At 70.1% G+C, this 17,873-nt stretch carries 18 protein-coding genes and 1 pseudogene; 5 read left to right on the top strand and 14 right to left on the bottom strand.

Annotated elements, in window-relative coordinates:
- A partial coding sequence (locus ACTHJJ_RS04020) for an ABC transporter permease (RefSeq protein WP_440301648.1) occupies positions 1-795 on the bottom strand: 795 nt, incomplete at its 3' end.
- A gap of 79 nt (positions 796-874) precedes the next feature.
- On the opposite strand from ACTHJJ_RS04020, the gene ACTHJJ_RS04015 reads away from it, so the two are divergent.
- Positions 875-1,426, top strand: a complete 552-nt coding sequence (locus ACTHJJ_RS04015) for a gluconokinase (protein WP_440301647.1) — start codon at positions 875-877, stop codon at positions 1,424-1,426.
- Between the two features lie 31 nt (positions 1,427-1,457).
- Here ACTHJJ_RS04015 and ACTHJJ_RS04010 read toward each other — a convergent pair whose 3' ends face one another.
- Genes ACTHJJ_RS04010 through radA form a run of 3 tightly spaced genes read right to left on the bottom strand, consistent with a single transcriptional unit; the run spans position 1,458 to position 4,907 of the window.
- A complete protein-coding gene (locus ACTHJJ_RS04010) occupies positions 1,458-2,348 on the bottom strand; it encodes an A/G-specific adenine glycosylase (RefSeq protein ID WP_440301646.1) in 891 nt (296 codons plus the stop codon).
- Positions 2,349-2,364: 16 nt separating this feature from the next.
- Positions 2,365-3,441, bottom strand: coding sequence for a DNA integrity scanning diadenylate cyclase DisA (disA, locus tag ACTHJJ_RS04005; RefSeq protein WP_440301645.1), 1,077 nt, complete (start codon positions 3,439-3,441; stop codon positions 2,365-2,367).
- 56 nt (positions 3,442-3,497) lie between these two features.
- A complete protein-coding gene (gene radA, locus ACTHJJ_RS04000; protein ID WP_440301644.1) occupies positions 3,498-4,907 on the bottom strand; it encodes a DNA repair protein RadA in 1,410 nt (469 codons plus the stop codon).
- Between the two features lie 45 nt (positions 4,908-4,952).
- On the opposite strand from radA, the gene ACTHJJ_RS03995 reads away from it, so the two are divergent.
- Together ACTHJJ_RS03995 and ACTHJJ_RS03990 are read left to right on the top strand one after the other, a co-directional pair.
- Positions 4,953-5,135, top strand: a complete 183-nt coding sequence (locus ACTHJJ_RS03995; protein ID WP_440301643.1) for a hypothetical protein — start codon at positions 4,953-4,955, stop codon at positions 5,133-5,135.
- A gap of 155 nt (positions 5,136-5,290) precedes the next feature.
- Entirely contained in the window at positions 5,291-5,614 is a 324-nt protein-coding gene (locus ACTHJJ_RS03990) for a histone-like nucleoid-structuring protein Lsr2 (RefSeq protein WP_440301642.1), read from the top strand.
- A gap of 65 nt (positions 5,615-5,679) precedes the next feature.
- Here ACTHJJ_RS03990 and ligD (ACTHJJ_RS03985) read toward each other — a convergent pair whose 3' ends face one another.
- The gene (ligD, locus tag ACTHJJ_RS03985) at positions 5,680-6,561 is read right to left on the bottom strand and encodes a non-homologous end-joining DNA ligase (RefSeq protein WP_440301641.1); all 882 of its coding nucleotides are present in this window, start codon (positions 6,559-6,561) and stop codon (positions 5,680-5,682) included.
- A 1-nt stretch (position 6,562) separates the two neighbouring features.
- The gene (gene ligD / locus ACTHJJ_RS03980) at positions 6,563-7,534 is read right to left on the bottom strand and encodes a non-homologous end-joining DNA ligase (protein WP_440301640.1); all 972 of its coding nucleotides are present in this window, start codon (positions 7,532-7,534) and stop codon (positions 6,563-6,565) included.
- Positions 7,535-7,553: 19 nt separating this feature from the next.
- Here ligD (ACTHJJ_RS03980) and ku point away from each other — a divergent pair, with 19 nt between their 5' ends.
- Both ku and ACTHJJ_RS03970 read left to right on the top strand, forming a co-directional pair.
- Positions 7,554-8,420 carry a non-homologous end joining protein Ku gene (gene ku / locus ACTHJJ_RS03975; protein WP_440301639.1) on the top strand — a complete coding sequence of 289 codons (867 nt, stop codon included), beginning with the start codon at positions 7,554-7,556 and terminating at the stop codon, positions 8,418-8,420.
- A 197-nt stretch (positions 8,421-8,617) separates the two neighbouring features.
- Complete coding sequence (locus tag ACTHJJ_RS03970; RefSeq protein ID WP_440301638.1) at positions 8,618-9,844, top strand: acetyl-CoA hydrolase/transferase family protein; 1,227 nt, start codon at positions 8,618-8,620, stop codon at positions 9,842-9,844.
- A gap of 41 nt (positions 9,845-9,885) precedes the next feature.
- Here the strand turns inward: ACTHJJ_RS03970 and ACTHJJ_RS03965 are convergent, their stop codons facing one another.
- The 8 genes and pseudogenes from ACTHJJ_RS03965 to ACTHJJ_RS03930 all read right to left on the bottom strand — a co-directional run.
- The gene (locus ACTHJJ_RS03965) at positions 9,886-10,920 is read right to left on the bottom strand and encodes an intradiol ring-cleavage dioxygenase (RefSeq protein WP_440301637.1); all 1,035 of its coding nucleotides are present in this window, start codon (positions 10,918-10,920) and stop codon (positions 9,886-9,888) included.
- On the bottom strand, positions 10,917-12,023 hold the full coding sequence (locus ACTHJJ_RS03960) for a maleylacetate reductase (protein WP_440301636.1): 1,107 nt from the start codon (positions 12,021-12,023) through the stop codon (positions 10,917-10,919). Before ACTHJJ_RS03960 ends, ACTHJJ_RS03965 begins: the two co-directional genes overlap by 4 nt.
- Positions 12,020-13,828, bottom strand: coding sequence for an FAD-dependent oxidoreductase (locus ACTHJJ_RS03955; RefSeq protein ID WP_440301635.1), 1,809 nt, complete (start codon positions 13,826-13,828; stop codon positions 12,020-12,022). The genes ACTHJJ_RS03960 and ACTHJJ_RS03955 overlap by 4 nt, the downstream gene beginning before the upstream one ends.
- 11 nt (positions 13,829-13,839) lie before the next feature.
- Positions 13,840-14,973, bottom strand: a complete 1,134-nt coding sequence (locus ACTHJJ_RS03950; RefSeq protein ID WP_440301634.1) for an MBL fold metallo-hydrolase — start codon at positions 14,971-14,973, stop codon at positions 13,840-13,842.
- A 35-nt stretch (positions 14,974-15,008) separates the two neighbouring features.
- Complete coding sequence (locus ACTHJJ_RS03945) at positions 15,009-15,863, bottom strand: ABC transporter ATP-binding protein (RefSeq protein ID WP_440301633.1); 855 nt, start codon at positions 15,861-15,863, stop codon at positions 15,009-15,011.
- 2 nt (positions 15,864-15,865) lie between these two features.
- Entirely contained in the window at positions 15,866-16,696 is an 831-nt protein-coding gene (locus ACTHJJ_RS03940; RefSeq protein ID WP_440301632.1) for an ABC transporter permease, read from the bottom strand.
- The gene (locus ACTHJJ_RS03935) at positions 16,693-17,523 is read right to left on the bottom strand and encodes an ABC transporter permease (protein WP_440301631.1); all 831 of its coding nucleotides are present in this window, start codon (positions 17,521-17,523) and stop codon (positions 16,693-16,695) included. Before ACTHJJ_RS03935 ends, ACTHJJ_RS03940 begins: the two co-directional genes overlap by 4 nt.
- Positions 17,520-17,873: pseudogene (locus tag ACTHJJ_RS03930) on the bottom strand (hypothetical protein); the annotation flags it as partial. The gene ACTHJJ_RS03935 and the pseudogene ACTHJJ_RS03930, both read right to left, overlap by 4 nt.

Raw genomic sequence — 17,873 nt, 5'->3', positions numbered from 1 at the left:
CCCCCCCCCCCCCCCGCCGCGGGCGGGGGGGCCCCCCCCCCCCCCCCCCCCCCCCCCCCGCCCCCCCCCCCCCCCCCGCCGTCCGTGTTCCCCGGGGCGGGCCCCGCCGCCCCCCCCCACGACCCGTCCACTGAGGATGTCGAGCGGATGCTGAAGCATGGCCGGCCACGGCGACCAGTCGGCGATCGTGCGCAGCCACCCCGGGAACCACGGCACCGGCAGGTAGAGCCCGCAGAACAGCCCGGAGACGATCATCCAGACGAGCTGGATCCCGCGGACCTCGATGACCCAGAACGACACGAGGTTGATGATGAAGTTCCCGGCGAAGGCCACGACGACGGCGAGGGCGACCGAGACGATCCCGGCCACCCAGGCCGCCGCCCCGGGCGGCCAGGCGAGGTCGAAGAGCAGCATGCCGATCAGCAGGGCCGGCAGTCCCCGCGCGAGGAAGTTGATGCCGGCCCGTCCGACGTCGCCGGCGAGGTAGACCAGCTGGGGGTTGAGCGGCCGCAGGAAGTCGACGGCGATGTCACCGGTGCGGACGCGTTCCTTGACGTCCTGGAAGCCCCAGAGGTTGACGGTGCCGAGCAGCGCCTGGCCCCACCAGACGAACGCGACCGCCATCGGCCCGGTGTAGCCACCGATCGCCGAGCCGGCGGACGCCACGGCGGCGAGCAGGATCGAGGCTCGGATGATGCCGAAGACGGAGTTGGTCGTCAGGCCCGCCAGCAGGGCGAGCCGATACGTCGAGTGCCTGCGGAACCCGGCTCGGGCCAGCAGCCCGAACGTCCTCATCGGTTCGGAGGTCGGCCGGGCACGAGGGGTGAGGCTACAGACCGCCGAGCCCGCTGGCAATGACGGCTACAGTCGAGCGATGCAGGCCCGCCACCCCGGAGAAGGTTCGGAGTCGGACGTCGTCATCGTGATGGGCGTGTCCGGCTCCGGTAAGACGACGGTCGCCAAGGGGATCGCCACCCTCATGGGCTGGGAGTTCGCCGAGGGCGATGCCTTCCACTCGGAGGCCAACGTGGCGAAGATGCACTCGGGCCATCCGCTGACCGACGAGGACCGGTGGCCCTGGCTCGAGGCGATCGGCGACTGGATCAGCGACAAGGAGGCTCGGGGCGAGTCTGCGGTCGTGACCTGCTCGGCGTTGCGGCGTGCCTACCGTGACCTCCTGCGCAAGGGCCGGCCCGCCGTGCGCTTCCTCCACATGACCGCCCCGCCCGAGCTGATCGAGGACCGGATGCAGCACCGGGCGGGCCACTTCATGCCGCCCACCCTGCTGCCGAGCCAGCTCTCGACGCTCGAGCCGCTCGAGCCGGACGAGCCCGGCGTCGATGTCGTCAACGAGGGCACACCGCCACAGGTGCTGCGCCGGGCCCTCGTGGCACTCGGGCTGCCCGAGCCGGCACAGTTCGACTAGGGGCGCGATCGGCTGCCGCGTCGCCTGCGGCTCACCCGGGCAGTCGGTAGTGCTGGCCAGCCAGCGGCTCGACGAGCCCGTCGGCGACGAGCGAGTCGAGGCACCGCATCACCTGGTCATGGTCGGGCACGGCGTCCTCGAGAAGTGACAGGTGCAGCTCGCTGTGGGCATCGCGCAGCCGCTGCAGCAGCACACCCCGGACCTGGCGGTCGGTGCCGTGCCAGGCCTGTCCCCGGCGGGGCGGCCCGTCGTGAGCCGGCCGGCCGGCCAGGTTCCAGCCGCAGAGGTCGGCCACCGGGCACTCCTCGCAGCGCGGCCCGCGGGCCGCGCAGACGAGTGCGCCGAGCTCCATCACGGCTACGTTCCACACATTGGCGGTATGCCGCTCGGCCGGCATCGCGGCGGCCGCGAGGTCGCGCTCGGCCCGGGTCAGTGCCTTGGCCGGATACTGCTTGCCCTCGAGGGTGCGCGCGAGAACGCGCCGGACGTTCGTGTCGACGACGACCTCGGGGACCCCGAAGGCGAAGCAGGCGACCGCCGCGGCGGTGTAGCCGCCGACGCCCGGCAGCGCGAGCAGCCCCTCGGCCGAGGCCGGCACCTCTCCGCCATGACGCTCCACCATCACGGTCGCCGCCTCGTGCAGCCGAAGGGCTCGCCGCGGGTAGCCGAGCCGGCCCCAGGCCCGGATGGCGTCACCCGGCGCCGCCGCGGCCAGGGCAGCCGGCGTCGGCCACCGTTCCATCCAGGTGCGCCAGGCCGGCTCGACGCGCGAGAGCGGGGTCTGCTGGGCCATGACCTCGGAGACGAAGACGCCCCACGGCGAGCAGTCGGGCGACCGCCACGGCAGGTCGCGCCCGGCCCGCTCGTACCAGCCGGTCACGCGCCCATGGAGCTCGTCGAGCGGCAGTGAGCTCAGCGGCATACCGGCGCCCGGGCTCTCAGACGTAGCGTTCGAGGATGCTGCTCTCCGCCAGCCGGGAGAGGCCCTCACGGACCGCGCGGGCGCGACCCTCGCCGACGCCATCGACGAGCATGAGCTCGTCGATACCGGCGGCCAGCAGGCGCTGCAGCGACTCGAAGTGGTTGACGAGGCGCTCCACGATGGCCTGCGGCAGGCGCGGCACCTTGGTCAGGAGCCGGTAGCCGAGCGGGCTGACCGGTGCGTCCAGGCTCTCGCCGACGATCTGGAAGCCGACGGCCCGCGCCCCGGCGGCCAGGTCGAGCAGCTCGACCGAGTTGAGCGCCTCGAGACCCTCGAGGGCCTGCTGCTCGGTGAGGCCCGACTTCGTCGCGGGCAGGTAGTCGCGGATCACGAGTTCGCGGTCGTTGCCCAGGCCGCCGACGAGCTCCTCGAGCTGCAGGCTGAGCAGCCGGCCGTCCGTGCCGAGCTCGACGACGTAGTCCTGGATCTCGGCGGAGATGCGGCGCACCATCTCGAGACGCTGGAGCACCGCCGTCTCATCACGCACGGTGACGAGGTCCTCGATCTCGAGGGCGGAGAGGGTGCCGGTCACCTCGTCGAGACGGGACTTGTAGCGCTCGAGGGTCTGCAGGGCCTGGTCGGCGCGCGACAGAGTCGTCGGCGAGCCCTCGACCACGTGCCGGCGACCGCCGACGTAGAGCGCGACGACGCCCATCGACTGGCTCACCGAGATCACCGGGAAGCCGGTCTGCTTCGCGACTCGCTCGGCAGTCCGGTGCCGGGTGCCCGACTCGGAGGTCTCGATGTGCGAGTCGGGGACGAGCTGGGTGGCGGCCCGGAGGATCCGGCTGCCCTCACGGTCGAGGACGACCGCGCCGTCCATCTTGCACAGCTCGCGCAGCCGGGTCGCGGAGAACTCGACCTCGAGGCTGAACCCACCCGTGGAGATGGAGTCGACGACCTTGTCGTTGCCGAGCACGATGAGGGCACCGGTGCGTCCGCGGAGGATTCGCTCGAGGCCGTCGCGGAGCTCCGTGCCTGGGGCCACAGCGGCGAGAGCCGCACGAAGCAGCTCGTCGTCGTTCTTGTCCATCATCTCCCGTTCAATCCGATGCACCTGACCCCGGACGAAGCCGGACGAACCGTATTCTAGGCGGTCGCCGCCGCCACCGCCGCCGCCGCGCGAGAACCGCACAGCCGGCCCATCGCCTCGACCGCCGAGCGGACGTCGGCGACCGGTACGAGGGTGATCTCGGCGGGCGGGGTGACATCGACCTGGCCCTCGGGGACAAGCGCATGACGGAAGCCGAGCCGGGCAGCCTCGGTGAGCCGCGGACCCAGCGCCGGCACCGGGCGGATCTCCCCGGCCAGCCCCACCTCGCCGAGCGCGACGACGTCGCGGGCAAGCGGCCGGTCCATCGCGGAGGAGGCGAGGGCGAGCAGGATCGCGAGGTCGGCGGCGGGCTCGGTGACGCGCATGCCACCCACGGTGGCGGCGAAGACGTCACGGGTGCCGGCCGGCAGACCCGAGCGCTTCTCGAGCACGGCGAGGATCATCGCCAGCCGCGACGAGTCGAGGCCGCTCGTCGTCCGCCGCGGAGACGGCATGGTCGACGCGGTGATGAGCGACTGGACCTCGGTGACCAGCGGGCGGCGGCCCTCCAGCGCGACGGTGACGCACGTGCCGGGCACCGCGGCCGCGGAGCGGGAGAGGAACAGCCCGCTCGGGTCCGCCAGCCCGACGATGCCGGAGTCTCGCAGCTCGAAGCAGCCCACCTCGTCCGTCGGTCCGAACCGGTTCTTGACCGCGCGGACGAGCCGCAGCCGGGAGTGCCGGTCACCCTCGAACTGGATGACGGCGTCGACGAGGTGCTCCAGGACGCGCGGCCCCGCCACGGACCCGTCCTTGGTGACGTGCCCGACGAGCAGGACGGCGATCCCTCGCGCCTTCGCCACCTGGATGACGGTGCCGGTCACCTCCCGGACCTGGCTGACGTTGCCCGACTGCCCGTCGACCTCGGCGCTGGCGATGGTCTGGACCGAGTCGACGACGAGCAGGTCGGGATCGGCATGGTCGACCTGCCCGAGCAACCGGCCGAGGTCGGTCTCGGAGGCGAGCAGCAACCGGTCGGCGATCGCGCCGATGCGTTCGGCACGACCGCGGACCTGCGCGGCCGACTCCTCGCCGCTGACGTAGAGGACGGTGCGGCCGGCCCGCGCCGTGCGAGCCGCCACATCGAGCAACAGGGTCGACTTGCCGACACCCGGTTCGCCGGCGACGAGGATGACGCCGCCGGGGACGAGGCCGCCGCCGAGGACTCGGTCGAACTCGGGGACACCGGTCGTCTCGGCCGCGGACCGGGCCATGTCCACCTCGCCGATGGGCCGGGCCGGCTCGGCGACGGCTGCCGCGCTCGTGCGAGCCGTCGGCTGCCCGACCTCGCTGACGCTCCCCCACGCCTGGCACTCGCCGCACCGACCGACCCACTTGACCGTGCCCCAGCCACACTCCGTGCACCGGTAACCGGTGGTCCGCTTGCCACTGCTCCTCGACGCCATGGCCGAAACGGTAGGGGTCAGGACCGACAGCGGAAGCGTGCGACCATGGATGCCATGGAAGCCGCAATGCCGTACATCCTGGCGTTGGCACCCACGATCGGTATCGCCACGCTCTTCTACTTCATCATGAAGACCATCCTCGAGGGCGACCGCCGCGAGCGAATGGCGCAGGCGAAGTGGGAGGCCGAGCACGAACACACCGACGCGAACCCGCAGGGCCAGGGCTAAGAAGCGCCGTTTCGCACGCGTTTGTCCCGCTTGCGATTCACAGCGCCGACACAATTTCCCAGCGATTCTCCGATGATCAGCATTTGCTGTTATTTTGGAGTGGACCGGTGTGATGCATCGGTCGACCTCCCATTTCACGAATTATTTGGAGAAACATGGCGCAGCGAGTCGAAGTCATCCTGGTCGACGATCTCGATGGCGGAGAGGCCACCGAGACTGTCACCTTCGGGCTGGACGGTGTTTCCTACGAGATCGACCTGTCCGACGCTAACGCGAAGAAGCTTCGGGACGACTTTTCGGCATGGACCGGGCATGCGCGGCGCGCGGGTGGCGCCAAGCGGCCGGCGGCCCGTCGAGGTTCTTCGCGTCGTAACGACCTGAGCGCCGTGCGCGACTGGGCCCGTGAGAATGGCTACAAGGTCTCCGACCGTGGCCGTATCTCCGCTGAGATCCAGAACGCGTACGACAAGGCGCACTGATCGCCAGCGCAACCGCAACAAAGCCGAAGGGCCCGGTCATCGAGCGGGCCCTTCGGCTTACCTGCCTACCAGTGCCGCCGCCGGGTCCCCGTCCCGGGAGACGCGGGCGATGACCTCCCCAATCCGCAGCTGTGCGAAGGGTTTGCCCGCGGCGCCCCGCTCCACCTCGTCCCACTCCCGGGGGCCGCAACTGTCGGCTCGTCCCGTCCGCGCAGGGAATAGGGACATACCGTCGTCTTGGCCGCCACATTCTGGCTCCAGTCGAGGAAGATCTTGCCCGGGCGCAATTCCTTTGCCATCTTCCACACGACCAGCTCTGGATGTGCGGTTGTCAGTTCCCGCGCCAGTTGTTGAACCGTGTCGCGGATCTCGTCACTGGAGTGCACCCCCGGCAGCGCGGCATACATTTGCATGCCTTTGCTCCCGCTCGTCACGGGGAGAGGGTCCAATCCGATCGCCGTCAGACGATTGCGTACGATCAGCGCGACCGTGGCGCATTCACGAAGACCCATGCCGGGCCCGGGGTCGAGATCAATGACCAACCGGTCCGGCTCGAGCGCGACGGCGTCGCGGCCCTCGCCCTGGAAACGCCATTGGGGCACGTGCAGCTCGAGGGAATTGAGATTGGCAAAGAACGTCAGCCCGGCGAGATGGTCGATGAGCGGAAAGACCGGGTCCCGACCTGCCCGCCTGATCCATTCCGGCACCCCGGCCGGGACGTTCTTCTCGAAGAAGCCGGCCGCGGCGAGACCATGGGGGAAACGCACCCGCGTCACCGGTCGCCCTGAAAGGTGCGGCAGGATCACCGGCGCTATCCGCGCGTAGTAGTCGAGCACCTCGGCTTTCGTCGTCCCTGTCGCTGGATACATCACCTTGTCGAGGCTGCTGAGCCGCAGTCGGCGTCCCTCGACGACGGTGACGACCTTGGGTCCGTCCGCGATGGCCATCTCAGCGCTCCCCCGGCGCCACGTCATCGGGCGACATGTCGTGGGGTGCGTGGTCGTGGGGTGTGTGGTCGTCGCGCACGCCCTTCCACGAGGGCTGCCGGAGCCGGCCGCCGGAGCTGAACCCGAGCGACTCGACGTCGGCGACGAGGACCGGCCGGACCCAGACCGCGTCGACTGCATCCTCGACGGGAACCTCTTCCGCGAACGGCGCCCCGGGCGCCTCCAACGGGCGCAGGCGCTCGAGGAGCGCCAGGCCGGCCCTGCCCGCCAGCCCGGCCCCGACGCGGCCGACGAAGTGCAGGCCCTCGACCCCGGGCACGCCGACGAGGACCGCCCCGAGCCGACCAGCGGAGGGCGAGGTGGACTCCGGTCGCCAGCCGCCGATGACGACCGAGGTGGTGGCACGGTGCGGCAGCTTGAGCCAGTCCGGGCTGCGGACGCCGCCCCGATAGGTGGAGTCGGTCCGCTTGCTGACGATGCCCTCGAGCCCCTGCGCCCGGGTCGCCTCGAAGAGCACCTCGCCGTCGGTGAAGACCGGAGGGGTCTGCCACCGCGGCCCGTCCAGCTCGAGCCGCTCGAGGGTGGCGCGCCGCTCGGTCCAGGGGCGGCGCGTCAGGTCGACCCCGTAGAGCCGGAGCAGGTCGAACGCCATATACGTCGCGGGTCTCGCCTCGGCGAGACGCCGGGCCTTGCGGGCGTCGGCGACGTGGAACCGCTCGGCCATCCCGGCGAAGCTCGGCACCCCGCCGTCGAGGACGACGATCTCCCCGTCGAGGAGCAGGTCGGCGTACTCGTCGCCCAGGCCGGCCAGCTCGGGAAACGCGACGGTGACGTCTCGCTCCGTCCGGCTGAAGAGCCGCAGCCGGCCCTCCGATACGTCCGCCAGGACGCGCATCCCGTCCCACTTCACCTCGTGGACCCACGAGTCCCCTTCGGGAACCACGGTCGTCGACGTGGCCAGCATCGGGCGCATGGGTGGCATTCTGGTACCCATGCGAGCCATCTGGAAGGGCGCCGTGTCGTTCGGCCTCGTCAACGTGCCCGTTCGACTCTTCTCCGCGACCGAGAACCATGACGTCCAGTTCCGGCAGGTGCACGAGAAGGACGGCGGCCGGATCCGTTACCAGCGCGTCTGCTCGATCGACGGTGAGGAGGTGCCCTACTCGGACATCGCCAAGGGTTACGAGACGTCCGACGGCCGGATGGTGATCCTCAGCGACGAGGACATGAAGAGCCTGCCGTCGCGCTCCTCCAAGGAGATCTCGATCGAGAAGTTCGTCCCGTCCGAGCAGATCGACCCGCTCCTCTTCGACAAGTCCTACTACCTGGAGCCGGAGAAGAGCTCGGTCAAGCCCTACGTCCTGCTGCGTGACGCGCTCGAGAAGGCCGACCGGATGGCCCTCGTCACCGTCGCGATCCGCACGCGGATGACGCTCGCGGTCCTCCGCGTCCGCGAGGGCGTCATCGTGCTGCAGACGCTGCTCTGGGCCGACGAGGTCCGCAAGCCCGACTTCGACGTGCTGGGCGAGGACACCCAGGCGACGAAGAAGGAGCTCGCGATGGCGTCATCCTTGGTCGACTCCCTCGCCGGCGACTACGAGCCCGACGAGTTCGAGGACGACTACTCGGAGGCGGTCGAGTCACTCGTCGAGTCGAAGATCGAGGGCGGCGAGGTGAAGGCGCCGACAGCCGCTCCCGAGGAGGAGACCGAGGTCGTCGACCTGCTGGCAGCCCTGCAGCGCAGTGTGGATGCGGCCAAGGCGGCCAAGCGCGGTGGTGGCCCGAAGGACGAGGCTGAACCGGAGGACAAGAAGAAGCCGGCCAAGAAGGCGAGCAAGGCCAAGAAGAAGGCGAGCTGACGCTCACCGCAGCATCTCCAAGAGGTATGCCGCCCAGCCGGCTCGGCTGGGCGGCATACCTTTTCGCGGTGGCTACAGGGACTGGACGTGACCGCTCGACCGGGGAAAGTGACCGGTCGACGGGAGGGAGAGCAAGGTCACTGGCGGACCCGCTCGTCGCCGCGCGGCTTGCCGTGCGGTTCGGCAAGGATGGGAGCGTGAAGACAGTTACCGTCGCCGAGTTCCAGAGCCGCCTGCGCACCCTGCCGCCGAACCCGCGGATCGTCGTCAGCGGCAACATGTCGATCCCGTGGGAAGCCGTGCGCGCCGTCGACGAGTGCGTGCCGGCGTACGTGCTGCACGCCCTCAACGCGCCGCCCGGGCTGCCGGACCGCGAGGGTGTGACGGTCGAGACGTGCTTCGTCGGCGCGGGCATGCGGCGCCACCCCGGGCTGCGCTACGTGCCCTCGCGCCTGTCGCTCGTGCCGCTGCTCTACGGGCGGACGCTGTCGCCCGAGGTGGTGCTGCTCCACTGCGCGCCGCCGGTCGACGGCCAGCTCAGCCTCGGTCTCGAGGTCAACGTCCTGCCTGCCGCCGTCGAGGCGTGCCGGGCCCGTGGCGGTCTCGTCGTCGCGGTCGTGAACCCGCGGATGCCATACACCTTCGGCGACGCCCAGATCCCCGTGGAGCAGGTCGACATGGCGGTCGAGATCGAGGCGCCGCTCGCCACCCACCAGCCCGTCGCGCCCGACGACCACAGCCGGGCAATCGGTCAGCTCGTCGCGTCGCAGATCCTCGACGGTTCGACGATGCAGCTCGGGATCGGTGGGGTTCCGGACGCGACGCTCGCAGCGTTGGTGTCCCGCAAGGGGATTCGCGTCTGGACGGAGATGTTCTCGGACGGTGTGCTCGCGCTCGACGCCGCGGGCGCGCTCGACGCCAACCATCCGCTGATCACGTCGTTCGTCTTCGGGTCGCAGGACCTCTACGACTGGATCGACCGCAACCCCCGGGTGCGGATGCTGCGCACGGAGAAGACGAACGACCCGGGCCTGATCGCCCAGCAGCGCCAGATGACGTCGGTCAACACGGCGCTCGAGGTCGACCTGTTCGGCCAGGCGAACGCCTCGCGGATCAATGCCCGGATCTACTCGGGCTTCGGCGGACAGACCGACTTCATCGTCGGCGCGCTCCACTCACCGGGCGGCCAGTCCTTCATCGCGCTCAGGTCCTGGCACCCGAAGGCGGACGTCTCGACGATCGTGCCGCTGCTCGGCGAGCCGGTCACCTCGTTCCAGCAGTCCGCCGTCGTGACCGAGCACGGCATCGCGCCGCTCTGGGGCCACGACGAGCGGGAGCAGTGCCGGGCGATCATCGAGTGCGCCGCTCACCCGTCCGTCCGTGCCGAGCTGTGGGAGGAGGCTGGAGCGCTCGGCCTGGCCTGACCGGCGGAGCGGGACCCGCCGGCCCGCCGCGGCGCCTCGACTCAGGCGTCCTCCTCCCGGACGGCGAGCGCGAACGTGTCGCCGTCACCCGTCTCCGGCTTGGGGGCGAGGACGATGTCGAACCGCACCCGGGACCAGTCCCGGTCGTCAAGGTCCCGGCCGTCGGGGGTAGGTGTTCCCGCGGCCTGCGGCTCGAAGTCCTTGATCAGCGACTCCTTGACCCCGAAGACGCTGTCGCTGCCGAGGTATTCGCAGCCGTCGACGAAGATGTGCGTGACCAGGGTGCGCATGCCCGGCGCCGAGACCATGAAATGCAGGTGGCTCGTGCGCATCGGCGAACGCCCTACAGCCTGAAGCATCTTGCCGACCGGGCCGTCGTGCGGGATCGGGTAGGGGGTGGGTGTGATGCCCCAGAAGCGGAAGGCGCCGTTCTCGTCGGTGAACAGGTGCGCCCGGGCGGCAGTGCGCTCGTCGCCGTACTGCACGTCGTAGAAGCCGTCCTCGTCCGCCTCCCACACCTCGACGCGCGCCCCGGACAACGGCCGGCCGTCGGCGTCCAGGACGGTCCCCTCGACCCAGCACGGCTCGCCCCGCGCGCCGAAGGACATGTCGCCGCCGAGCTCGATCTGCGGCGACCCCTCGACGAAGAAGGGCCCGAAGACGGTCGCCTCCGTCGCGGATCCGTGGGCCTCGTTGTTGACCGCCACGGTCTGCATCGACAGGCCGAGGACGTCCGAGAGGAGGATGAACTCCTGGCGCTTGTCGTCCGTGATGTTCCCGCAGTCGCGCAGGAACTCGATCGCGGTCTGCCACTCCTCCTCGGTAAGGCGGACCTCCCTGACGAAGGCGTGCAGGTGGCGCGTCAATGCCTGCATCAGCTGCTTGAGGCGCTCGGACTGCGCTCCGTCGAAGGAGGCGACGACCTCGTCCACGAGTGCCGTCTCGCGCTGCTCCTGCTGGCGCGAGACCACCTTCCTGTTCGTCCGGCTCGGGTCGGGGATCCGCACCGGGTGGACGGGCGGGTAGGTGGGCAGCCGCGTCGAGCCCGTGGGGGCGGTGTTCGAGGTGCTGGTCATGACTCACTCCTGGGGGTCTCGCCGGCCCATGCGGCCCGCAGCAGCCGGTGCAGCCGCTCGGGGGTCACGCGGACCGGGTTGGATTCTGGGACGACGGGCAGGACGCGCTCGACGGCGTCGGGCAGGTCCTGCTCCTGCAGCCCGAAGTCGCGCAGGGCCGTCGGCGCGCCGAGGGAGGAGCGCAGCCGCTCGAGTGACGCGGTGGCCGAGCCGTCGCCTGGCGACCCGGCGGCGCCGTCGGGCGTTCCGGCCCCGAGTGCCGCACGGAGGTTCCGGGCCGCTTCCGGCACGGCGGGCTCGTTGAGGGCCAGCACGTGTGGCAGCACCACCGCGTGCGTCTCTGCGTGCGGCAGGTCGAAGGCCCCGCCCAGCACATGGCAGATCTTGTGGTGCAGCCCGGAGCCGGCGGACGCGAACGCGGCAGCGGCGAGGTAGGCACCGTAGAGGCACTCATCCCTGCCCTGCACGTCTCCCGCGTCCACGACGACGCGCGGCAGGCCATGCGCCAGGGCACGGGCTCCCTCCAATGCGATGGCACGGTTGATGGGGTCGGCCCGCGGGGCCCACAGGGAGTCGACGCAGTGGGCCAGGGCGTTGAGGCCCGAGGCGACGGTGAGCCCGGCCGGCAGGGACATGGTCAGGGCCGAGTCGTACACGACCGAGGCGGGCAGCACGTTGTCGTCGACACCAGTCGTCTTGACGCCCCCCTCGGTCATCCCCCAGACGTTGGTCGCTTCGGAACCGGCGTACGTGGTCGGCACGGCGACGATGGGCAGGCCCGTCGTGAGCGCGATCGCCTTGGCGAGCCCGGTGGTCGAGCCGCCGCCGACCGAGACGAGTGCGTCCACGCTGTGGCTCGTTGCGGCGGCGCGCGCCCGCTCCACGAGGTCGACCGGCACGTGCTGTCGGACCTCACGCCACCGCAGCGCCACGGGCAGGCCGGACGTGATCCGGTCGGCCAGCTCGGTCTCCGACTCGGCCGCGACGACCATGACTCGACCCGCAGCCAGCCGCGCCATCTCCTCAGCGAGGTGCTCGCCGGCCTGCCCGTGCCCGAACAGCACGCGCTGCCCGAGCGTCACGTGCTCGAAGCTGAGGCTCATGACGGATCACCGGTCCGGTGCAGGACCTGACGCATCACCTGCTCCAGCTCCGCGGCGGGGTCCGCCTTCAGAGTGTCGGAACGCCAGGCCACGTGGGTGTCCGGGCGCACGAGGACGCAGCCGTCCTCGTCGACCTCGCGCAGCTTCATCCAGTCGAAGTAGAGGTCCTGCACCGCCTCACCGGCGCCGATGACGACGGGAACGATCGACACGCCGAGCCTCTCCGCCACCTGGTGGGCGGCGTCCACCCACGCCCTGCCCATCTTGCCCGTGAAGAGCGTGAACTGGGAGTAGCGCGCCAGGTCGTGGGTCGACCGCTTGTTGGTGGAGTCACCGACCCAGCAGTGCGGCAGTCGCACCCCGGGCGTCGTGTGCGGCTCGTAGTAGAGCTCGGCGTCGCGGGTCGGCTCCGGGAGGGTCGTGCCGTCGGAGACGACCGCGGAGGACCCTGCGTAGTTCTGCCCCAGCTCGACCCCGTGCGCGTTGAACTCGTAGTTCTTCAGCTCCAGCGCGGCGGCGAGGGCCTGCCGCTTGAGGGCGCCCTCCTTCGTGTCGGCCTTGAGCTCGGCCAGCTGTGACTTCATCTCCTCCACCGTCGTCGCCGTCGTCATCCCGAGGGCGTCGAAGATCCCGACGAACTCGCGACTCGACTGGTTCGCCCGCGTGACGATCTGTCTGGCGACCGGCGCGCGCTCGACGGAGTACGTCTCGAGCAGTTCGGGACCGGCCTGCCCCTTGAGCACCGCGGCGATCTTCCAGGCCAGGTTGTAGGAGTCCTGGATGGAGGTGTTCGAGCCCAGGCCGTTGCTCGGCGGGTGCCGGTGGATCGCGTCTCCCGCACAGAAGACCCGCCCCTGCTGCAGGTGCGTCGCGTACATCTCGTTGTTGCCCCACAGCGAGTAGCCGGTGATCTCCACGTCGACGTCGGTCGTGCCGAGCATGTTGTGGACGATCTCGGTGGCCTTCTCGTCTGTCAGCTCGGGCGGCTCCTCGTTGATGTCGTACCCCCAGACGATCAGCCACTCGTCCCAGGGCCGCACCATCCGGAACAGCCCCGCTCCGATCCCACCGATGTTCGACCCCGGTTGGACCACCCAGTAGAGGACGGAGGGCCGATGACCCACGAGGTGCGCGACGTCGGCCTTGAAGGTGATGTTCATCGACCCCGCGATGTCCATCTGCCCCTCCATCGGCAGGCCCAGGTGTCGCGCCACGAGGGAGCGTGCGCCGTCCGCGCCGATGAGGAACTTGCACCGGATCTGGTACTCCCGGCCCTCGAGCCGGTCGAGGACCGTCACTGTCACGCCGTCCTCGTCCTGCACGTGCGAGAGGTACTCCGTCGAGAACCGCGACTGGGTGCCGCGCTCGGTGGCGTTCTTGACGAGGATCGGCTCGAGGTACGTCTGCGGGATGTCGCAGTTGAGCGAGGGGGACGCGAGGACGTAGTCGGCCTCGCGGCGCGGGTGATTCCCCCACGTGAGGATGCGGCCCAGCTCCTCCCCCGCGATCGAGGTACAGAAGACCGTGTCGCCCATGATGGCGTGGGGCGAGGCGTCCTTGAGGACCTGGTCCTCGATGCCCATGTCGCGGAAGATCTCCATCGTCCGCTGGTTCGTGATGTGCGCGCGGGGCGTGTTCGCGGTCCAGCGGTACTTGGTCAGCATGATGGTGCGGACCCCGAGGGTCGAGAGGAACAGCGCGGCTGCCCCTCCGGCCGGCCCGGACCCGACGATGACGACGTCCGTCTCGACGACGCCGCTCGAGGGCAGCGTGGTGTCCTGCAGTCCGTCCTTGAACTCTGGCATGACGGTCTCCTTCAGAGTGAGGGGGTGAGGTCGAAGGAAGTGTGGGTGCCGGCCGAGTCGCTCACGCGGGCCCGATCACCGGGTGTGCCGATCCCGAAGTGCATGAGGTCCTCGCCGACCACGGTGCGGCCGCTCGGGAAGCCGTGCTCGGCCTGCTGCCACTTCTCCGAAGGCGTGTTGCCGGGGACGAGGTGGGTGAGCACGAGAGTGCCGACGCCGGCGGCCTCCGCCTGTGGGCCGACCTGTTCGATGCTCGTGTGCGCCGCGAGCATGTGCTGCCGCAGGTAGGGGTCGAACTTCTCGCTCTGGGGACCGATCCGCGAGTCGACCCAGTCCATGTCGATGCACTCGTGCAGGAGCAGGTCGGCGCCGCGGGCCAGCGTGACGAGGTTGTCGCACACTCCGGTGTCCCCGGAGATGACGACGGATCCGTCGGCGGTCTCGAACCGCAGCCCGAACGCGGGGAAGATCGGGCGGTGGTCGACGAGGATCGCCGAGACCCGCACGTTCTCGTCGGCATAGATCTCAAAGGGCTCCATCGCGGGCGAGGGGTCCGAGTTGGGGTCGCTGCCCGTCCCGTCGGGCAGCTCGATGTCGTGGATCTCGAAGATCTCCCGAAGGTCCTGCTTCGCGTTGTCGCGCATCCGGTCGTTGATGTCCGTCGCGTAGGCCCGCATGAGCAGCTCCGTCGAGTCGACGAGCCCGGGCGTCGGCAGCTCGGGGGCCCAGACCTCGGGATCGTGCTCACGCGCGCCGAAGATCGGCGGAAGCACCCCCCGGTCCCCCGGACCGAAGACCTGGATGGGCCGGCGCAGCCCGTTCGATCCGTTGTGCCAGGCGAGCAGCAGCAGGTTCGGGTAGTCGATGGTGTGGTCGGAATGGTGGTGCGTGATGAACACGGCCCGCAGGTTGTCGATCCCGCGCTCGAACCCCGGTGTCGAGAGACCCGACCGGCGGAACGCGCGCCCCCAGCCCTCGCCGCAGTCGATCAGGTACTGGGCGTCGCCGACGGTGATGAGCGTGGAGATGCCCTGACGGTCGCTGCCTTCCCACCAGGGTGGTCCGCCGGCCGTTCCGAGCAGCGTGACGCGCGTGTTGTAGGACAGGGCGTCCTCGAGGGCAATGGGCTCCGGACCCGTGGTCATGTCTACTCCTGATGGTTGCTGGTGTCCGGTCGGACTCATCCGGCCAAGGTCGCGTGGGACTTCGCGGCCTGGATCAGCTCGAAGACCCGGGCGCGGATCTCGGCATACCGTTCGAGGCGCTTCGTCTCCACCTGGTGGCGGGGCTTGGGCAGGTCGACGACGATGTTCTCCGTCACCACGGTCGGCGCGCCGGAGAGCACGAGGACCCGGTCGGCGAGGTAGACCGCCTCGTCGATGTCGTGCGTGACGAACATGACCGTCATGTCGAACTGCGCGCTGATCTGCAGGACAAGGTCCTCGAGGTCGATGCGCGTCTGGGCGTCGACCGCGGCGAACGGCTCGTCCATGAGCAGGACGTCCGGCTGGTAGGCGAGCCCTCTGGCGATGGCGGCGCGCTGTTGCATGCCACCCGACATCTGCCAGGGGTAGAGGCCACCCTTGTCACGCAGCCCGACCGCCGCGAGCACGCGCTGGACGGTCTCCTTGCGCTCCGCCGGCCGCAGCTTGTTCTGCAGGACGAGGTCGATGTTCGCTGCGATGGTCATCCAGGGCAGCAGCGACCTGGAGTAGTCCTGGAAGACGACGGCCAGCTTCGCCGGTGGCTCGGTCACGGGCTCACCCTCGAAGACGATCTCCCCAGCGGTGGGCGCGAGCAGGCCGGCAACACAACGCAGGAGCGTGGTCTTGCCCGACCCGCTGGGACCGACGACGCAGACGAACTCGCCGCGCCGCACCTCGAAGTCGAGGCCGGCGAGGATCTGGTGGTCCCCGTAGCTCATCTGCAGCCCGCGGCTCTGGACGAGCAGCTCTCCGACGGCGTGGGACTCCTGGCCCGGGGCGGGCGTCTGCGCGGGCGAGCTTGCGGCGAGAGGCGATTCGTTGAGAGTCATGCTTAAGCCCTTCCTTGAGCTTCGCGCAGGCCGGTCTGCCAGCGCAGGATGGAACGCTCCACGCGCATGAACGCGACGGCGGCGAGGTAGCCGAGGATCCCCAGGACCAACGTGCTGGACCACGTCTCCGCGACCGCGAAGGTCTGCTGCGACTGGAGCAGGAAGTAGCCGATCCCGTTGGTCGAGGCCACCATCTCCGAGACGACGATCAGGATGATCGACATCTGCAGGGTGGTACGGAGGCCCGCGAAGATCTGCGGCCCGGCATTCGGCAGGACGAGGTAGAGGATGCGCTGGCGGAACGTGAGCCGGTAGCTGCGGCCGACGTCGACCAGCTGCGGGTCGAGGGAGCGCACACCGTCGATCGTGTTGAGCAGCGTCGGCCAGATGGCGCCCATGACGATGATCGCCACGTTCATGGTCGCGCCGATGCCGAAGAGGAGCAGGCCGATCGGCAGCAGGACCGGAGGCGGGAGCGACCTCAGGAACTGGATGAACGGTTCGGTGACGGCCCGGGCCACCGGGAAGAGGCCGATGAGCGTGCCGAGGCCGATCCCGAGGACCGCGGCGATGACGAAGCCGACGAGGAACTTCACGATGCTCGGCACCAGGTCGGCCGCGAAGTGCGGGCCGAGCCAGTCCGCCCGCATGGTGCCCAGGATCTGCTCGAGCGACGGGAAGTACAGCGAGTGGCTGCCCTTGGACGCGAACCACCAGACGATGAGAAGCGTGACCGGCAGCCAGCCGCGGAGCAGGACGAGGCGCGCCGCGCGACTCAGGGCGTGCGCCCGCTTCGGCGTCCGGTACGGGCCGACGTTCTGTACCTGGCTCATGCGGTGACTCCTCGCTGGGACGCGTGCCAGAAGAGCAGGGGGCCCTCCAGGGCACGGAAGGCGCCGTTGACGACCAGGCCGAGCACGCCCGTGGCGAAGATGAGCGCATACATCTCGGGGAGGTTGCCGGCAGACTGCGCCACGACGATGCTCTGGCCGAGTCCGCTTGCGCCGCCGATCATCTCGGTCACGACGGAGACGACGACGGCGATGGCGGCGCTGACCCGCAGGCCGGTCAGGGCAAAGGGCAGCAGCGCCGGGACCACGACGTGCCGTGTCGTGCGGACGAAGCCGAGCCGGTAGCTGCGGGCCATGTCCAGCGTCAGCCCGTCGATCTGACGGATGCCGTAGACGAGCTGGACGAACAGCGGCCAGACCGCACCGAAGACGACGAGGGTGATCTTCATGGTGGGCGACGGTCCCCAGAGGAGCAGCCCGAGCGGGATCAGGGCGACCGGCGGGATGGGCTTCAGGAACTCGATGAGGAACCAGGTCGACTCGTAGGCGAACCGGCTGCTCGTCACGACGAGGGCGGCGACCGAGGCGATGGCCGCGAGGATGACGAGGCCGACGAGCGCTGAGCTGACCGTGGCCCCCAAGGTGCCCCAGAAGGCCGCGGACCCGAGCTGGGCGAGGAAGGCGCCGATCACCGACAGTGCCGAGGGGAACACATCGGCCGGCAGGGACCCCGTCACGCTGAGCAGCTGCCAGGCAGCGGCGGCGACGACGACGGTCAGCGGCCCGAGCAGCGACAGCAGCCGCCGGCGCGGCGACTTCGTCGAGACTGCAGGCGGGGCTCCCCGCCCCACAGCGTGGGCGATGGTCATGGCCACACCACGTCCTTCCCGTTCACCGGGCCCTTGAGCATGCCGAGACCGGTCATCACCGTCGACGCCTGCGAGATGGCGCCGGTCGAGACCTGGGTCCCGTACAGGGGTTGTTTCATTACCTTCAGCAGGTCGGGCTTCAGCCGTCCGTACTTCTGCAGGACGGCGCGCACGGCATCCGGGTCAGCCGCCGCCGTCTCGCTCGCCTTGTCGAGGGCCGCCGCGAACCGCCGCACGACGTCGGGGTTCTCCTCGATGAACGGGCCCGCCGTGAACATCACGCCCATGGTCGCGCCAGGAGTGAAAGCCTTGGAGTACAAGGGACTCAGCTCGGTGGCGCCGTTCTTGGC

The sequence above is a fragment of the Intrasporangium sp. genome (assembly GCF_051961875.1).
GTDB lineage: Bacteria > Actinomycetota > Actinomycetes > Actinomycetales > Dermatophilaceae > Intrasporangium_A.
Note: the sequence above shows the minus strand (reverse complement) of the source record. Positions and strands in the feature narration are given on the sequence as shown.

Bases quoted from the DNA above. Each gene is read 5' to 3' on its own strand.
- ACTHJJ_RS04015 (WP_440301647.1), top strand. From the start codon at position 875: ATGCAGGCCCGCCACCCCGGAGAAGGTTCGGAGTCGGACGTCGTCATC.
- ACTHJJ_RS04010 (WP_440301646.1), bottom strand. From the start codon at position 2,348: ATGCCGCTGAGCTCACTGCCGCTCGACGAGCTCCATGGGCGCGTGACC.
- disA (WP_440301645.1), bottom strand. From the start codon at position 3,441: ATGGACAAGAACGACGACGAGCTGCTTCGTGCGGCTCTCGCCGCTGTG.
- radA (WP_440301644.1), bottom strand. From the start codon at position 4,907: ATGGCGTCGAGGAGCAGTGGCAAGCGGACCACCGGTTACCGGTGCACG.
- ACTHJJ_RS03995 (WP_440301643.1), top strand. From the start codon at position 4,953: ATGGATGCCATGGAAGCCGCAATGCCGTACATCCTGGCGTTGGCACCC.
- ACTHJJ_RS03990 (WP_440301642.1), top strand. From the start codon at position 5,291: ATGGCGCAGCGAGTCGAAGTCATCCTGGTCGACGATCTCGATGGCGGA.
- ligD (WP_440301641.1), bottom strand. From the start codon at position 6,561: ATGGCCATCGCGGACGGACCCAAGGTCGTCACCGTCGTCGAGGGACGC.
- ligD (WP_440301640.1), bottom strand. From the start codon at position 7,534: ATGCGCCCGATGCTGGCCACGTCGACGACCGTGGTTCCCGAAGGGGAC.
- ku (WP_440301639.1), top strand. From the start codon at position 7,554: ATGCGAGCCATCTGGAAGGGCGCCGTGTCGTTCGGCCTCGTCAACGTG.
- ACTHJJ_RS03965 (WP_440301637.1), bottom strand. From the start codon at position 10,920: ATGACCAGCACCTCGAACACCGCCCCCACGGGCTCGACGCGGCTGCCC.
- ACTHJJ_RS03960 (WP_440301636.1), bottom strand. From the start codon at position 12,023: ATGAGCCTCAGCTTCGAGCACGTGACGCTCGGGCAGCGCGTGCTGTTC.
- ACTHJJ_RS03955 (WP_440301635.1), bottom strand. From the start codon at position 13,828: ATGCCAGAGTTCAAGGACGGACTGCAGGACACCACGCTGCCCTCGAGC.
- ACTHJJ_RS03950 (WP_440301634.1), bottom strand. From the start codon at position 14,973: ATGACCACGGGTCCGGAGCCCATTGCCCTCGAGGACGCCCTGTCCTAC.
- ACTHJJ_RS03945 (WP_440301633.1), bottom strand. From the start codon at position 15,863: ATGACTCTCAACGAATCGCCTCTCGCCGCAAGCTCGCCCGCGCAGACG.
- ACTHJJ_RS03940 (WP_440301632.1), bottom strand. From the start codon at position 16,696: ATGAGCCAGGTACAGAACGTCGGCCCGTACCGGACGCCGAAGCGGGCG.
- ACTHJJ_RS03935 (WP_440301631.1), bottom strand. From the start codon at position 17,523: ATGACCATCGCCCACGCTGTGGGGCGGGGAGCCCCGCCTGCAGTCTCG.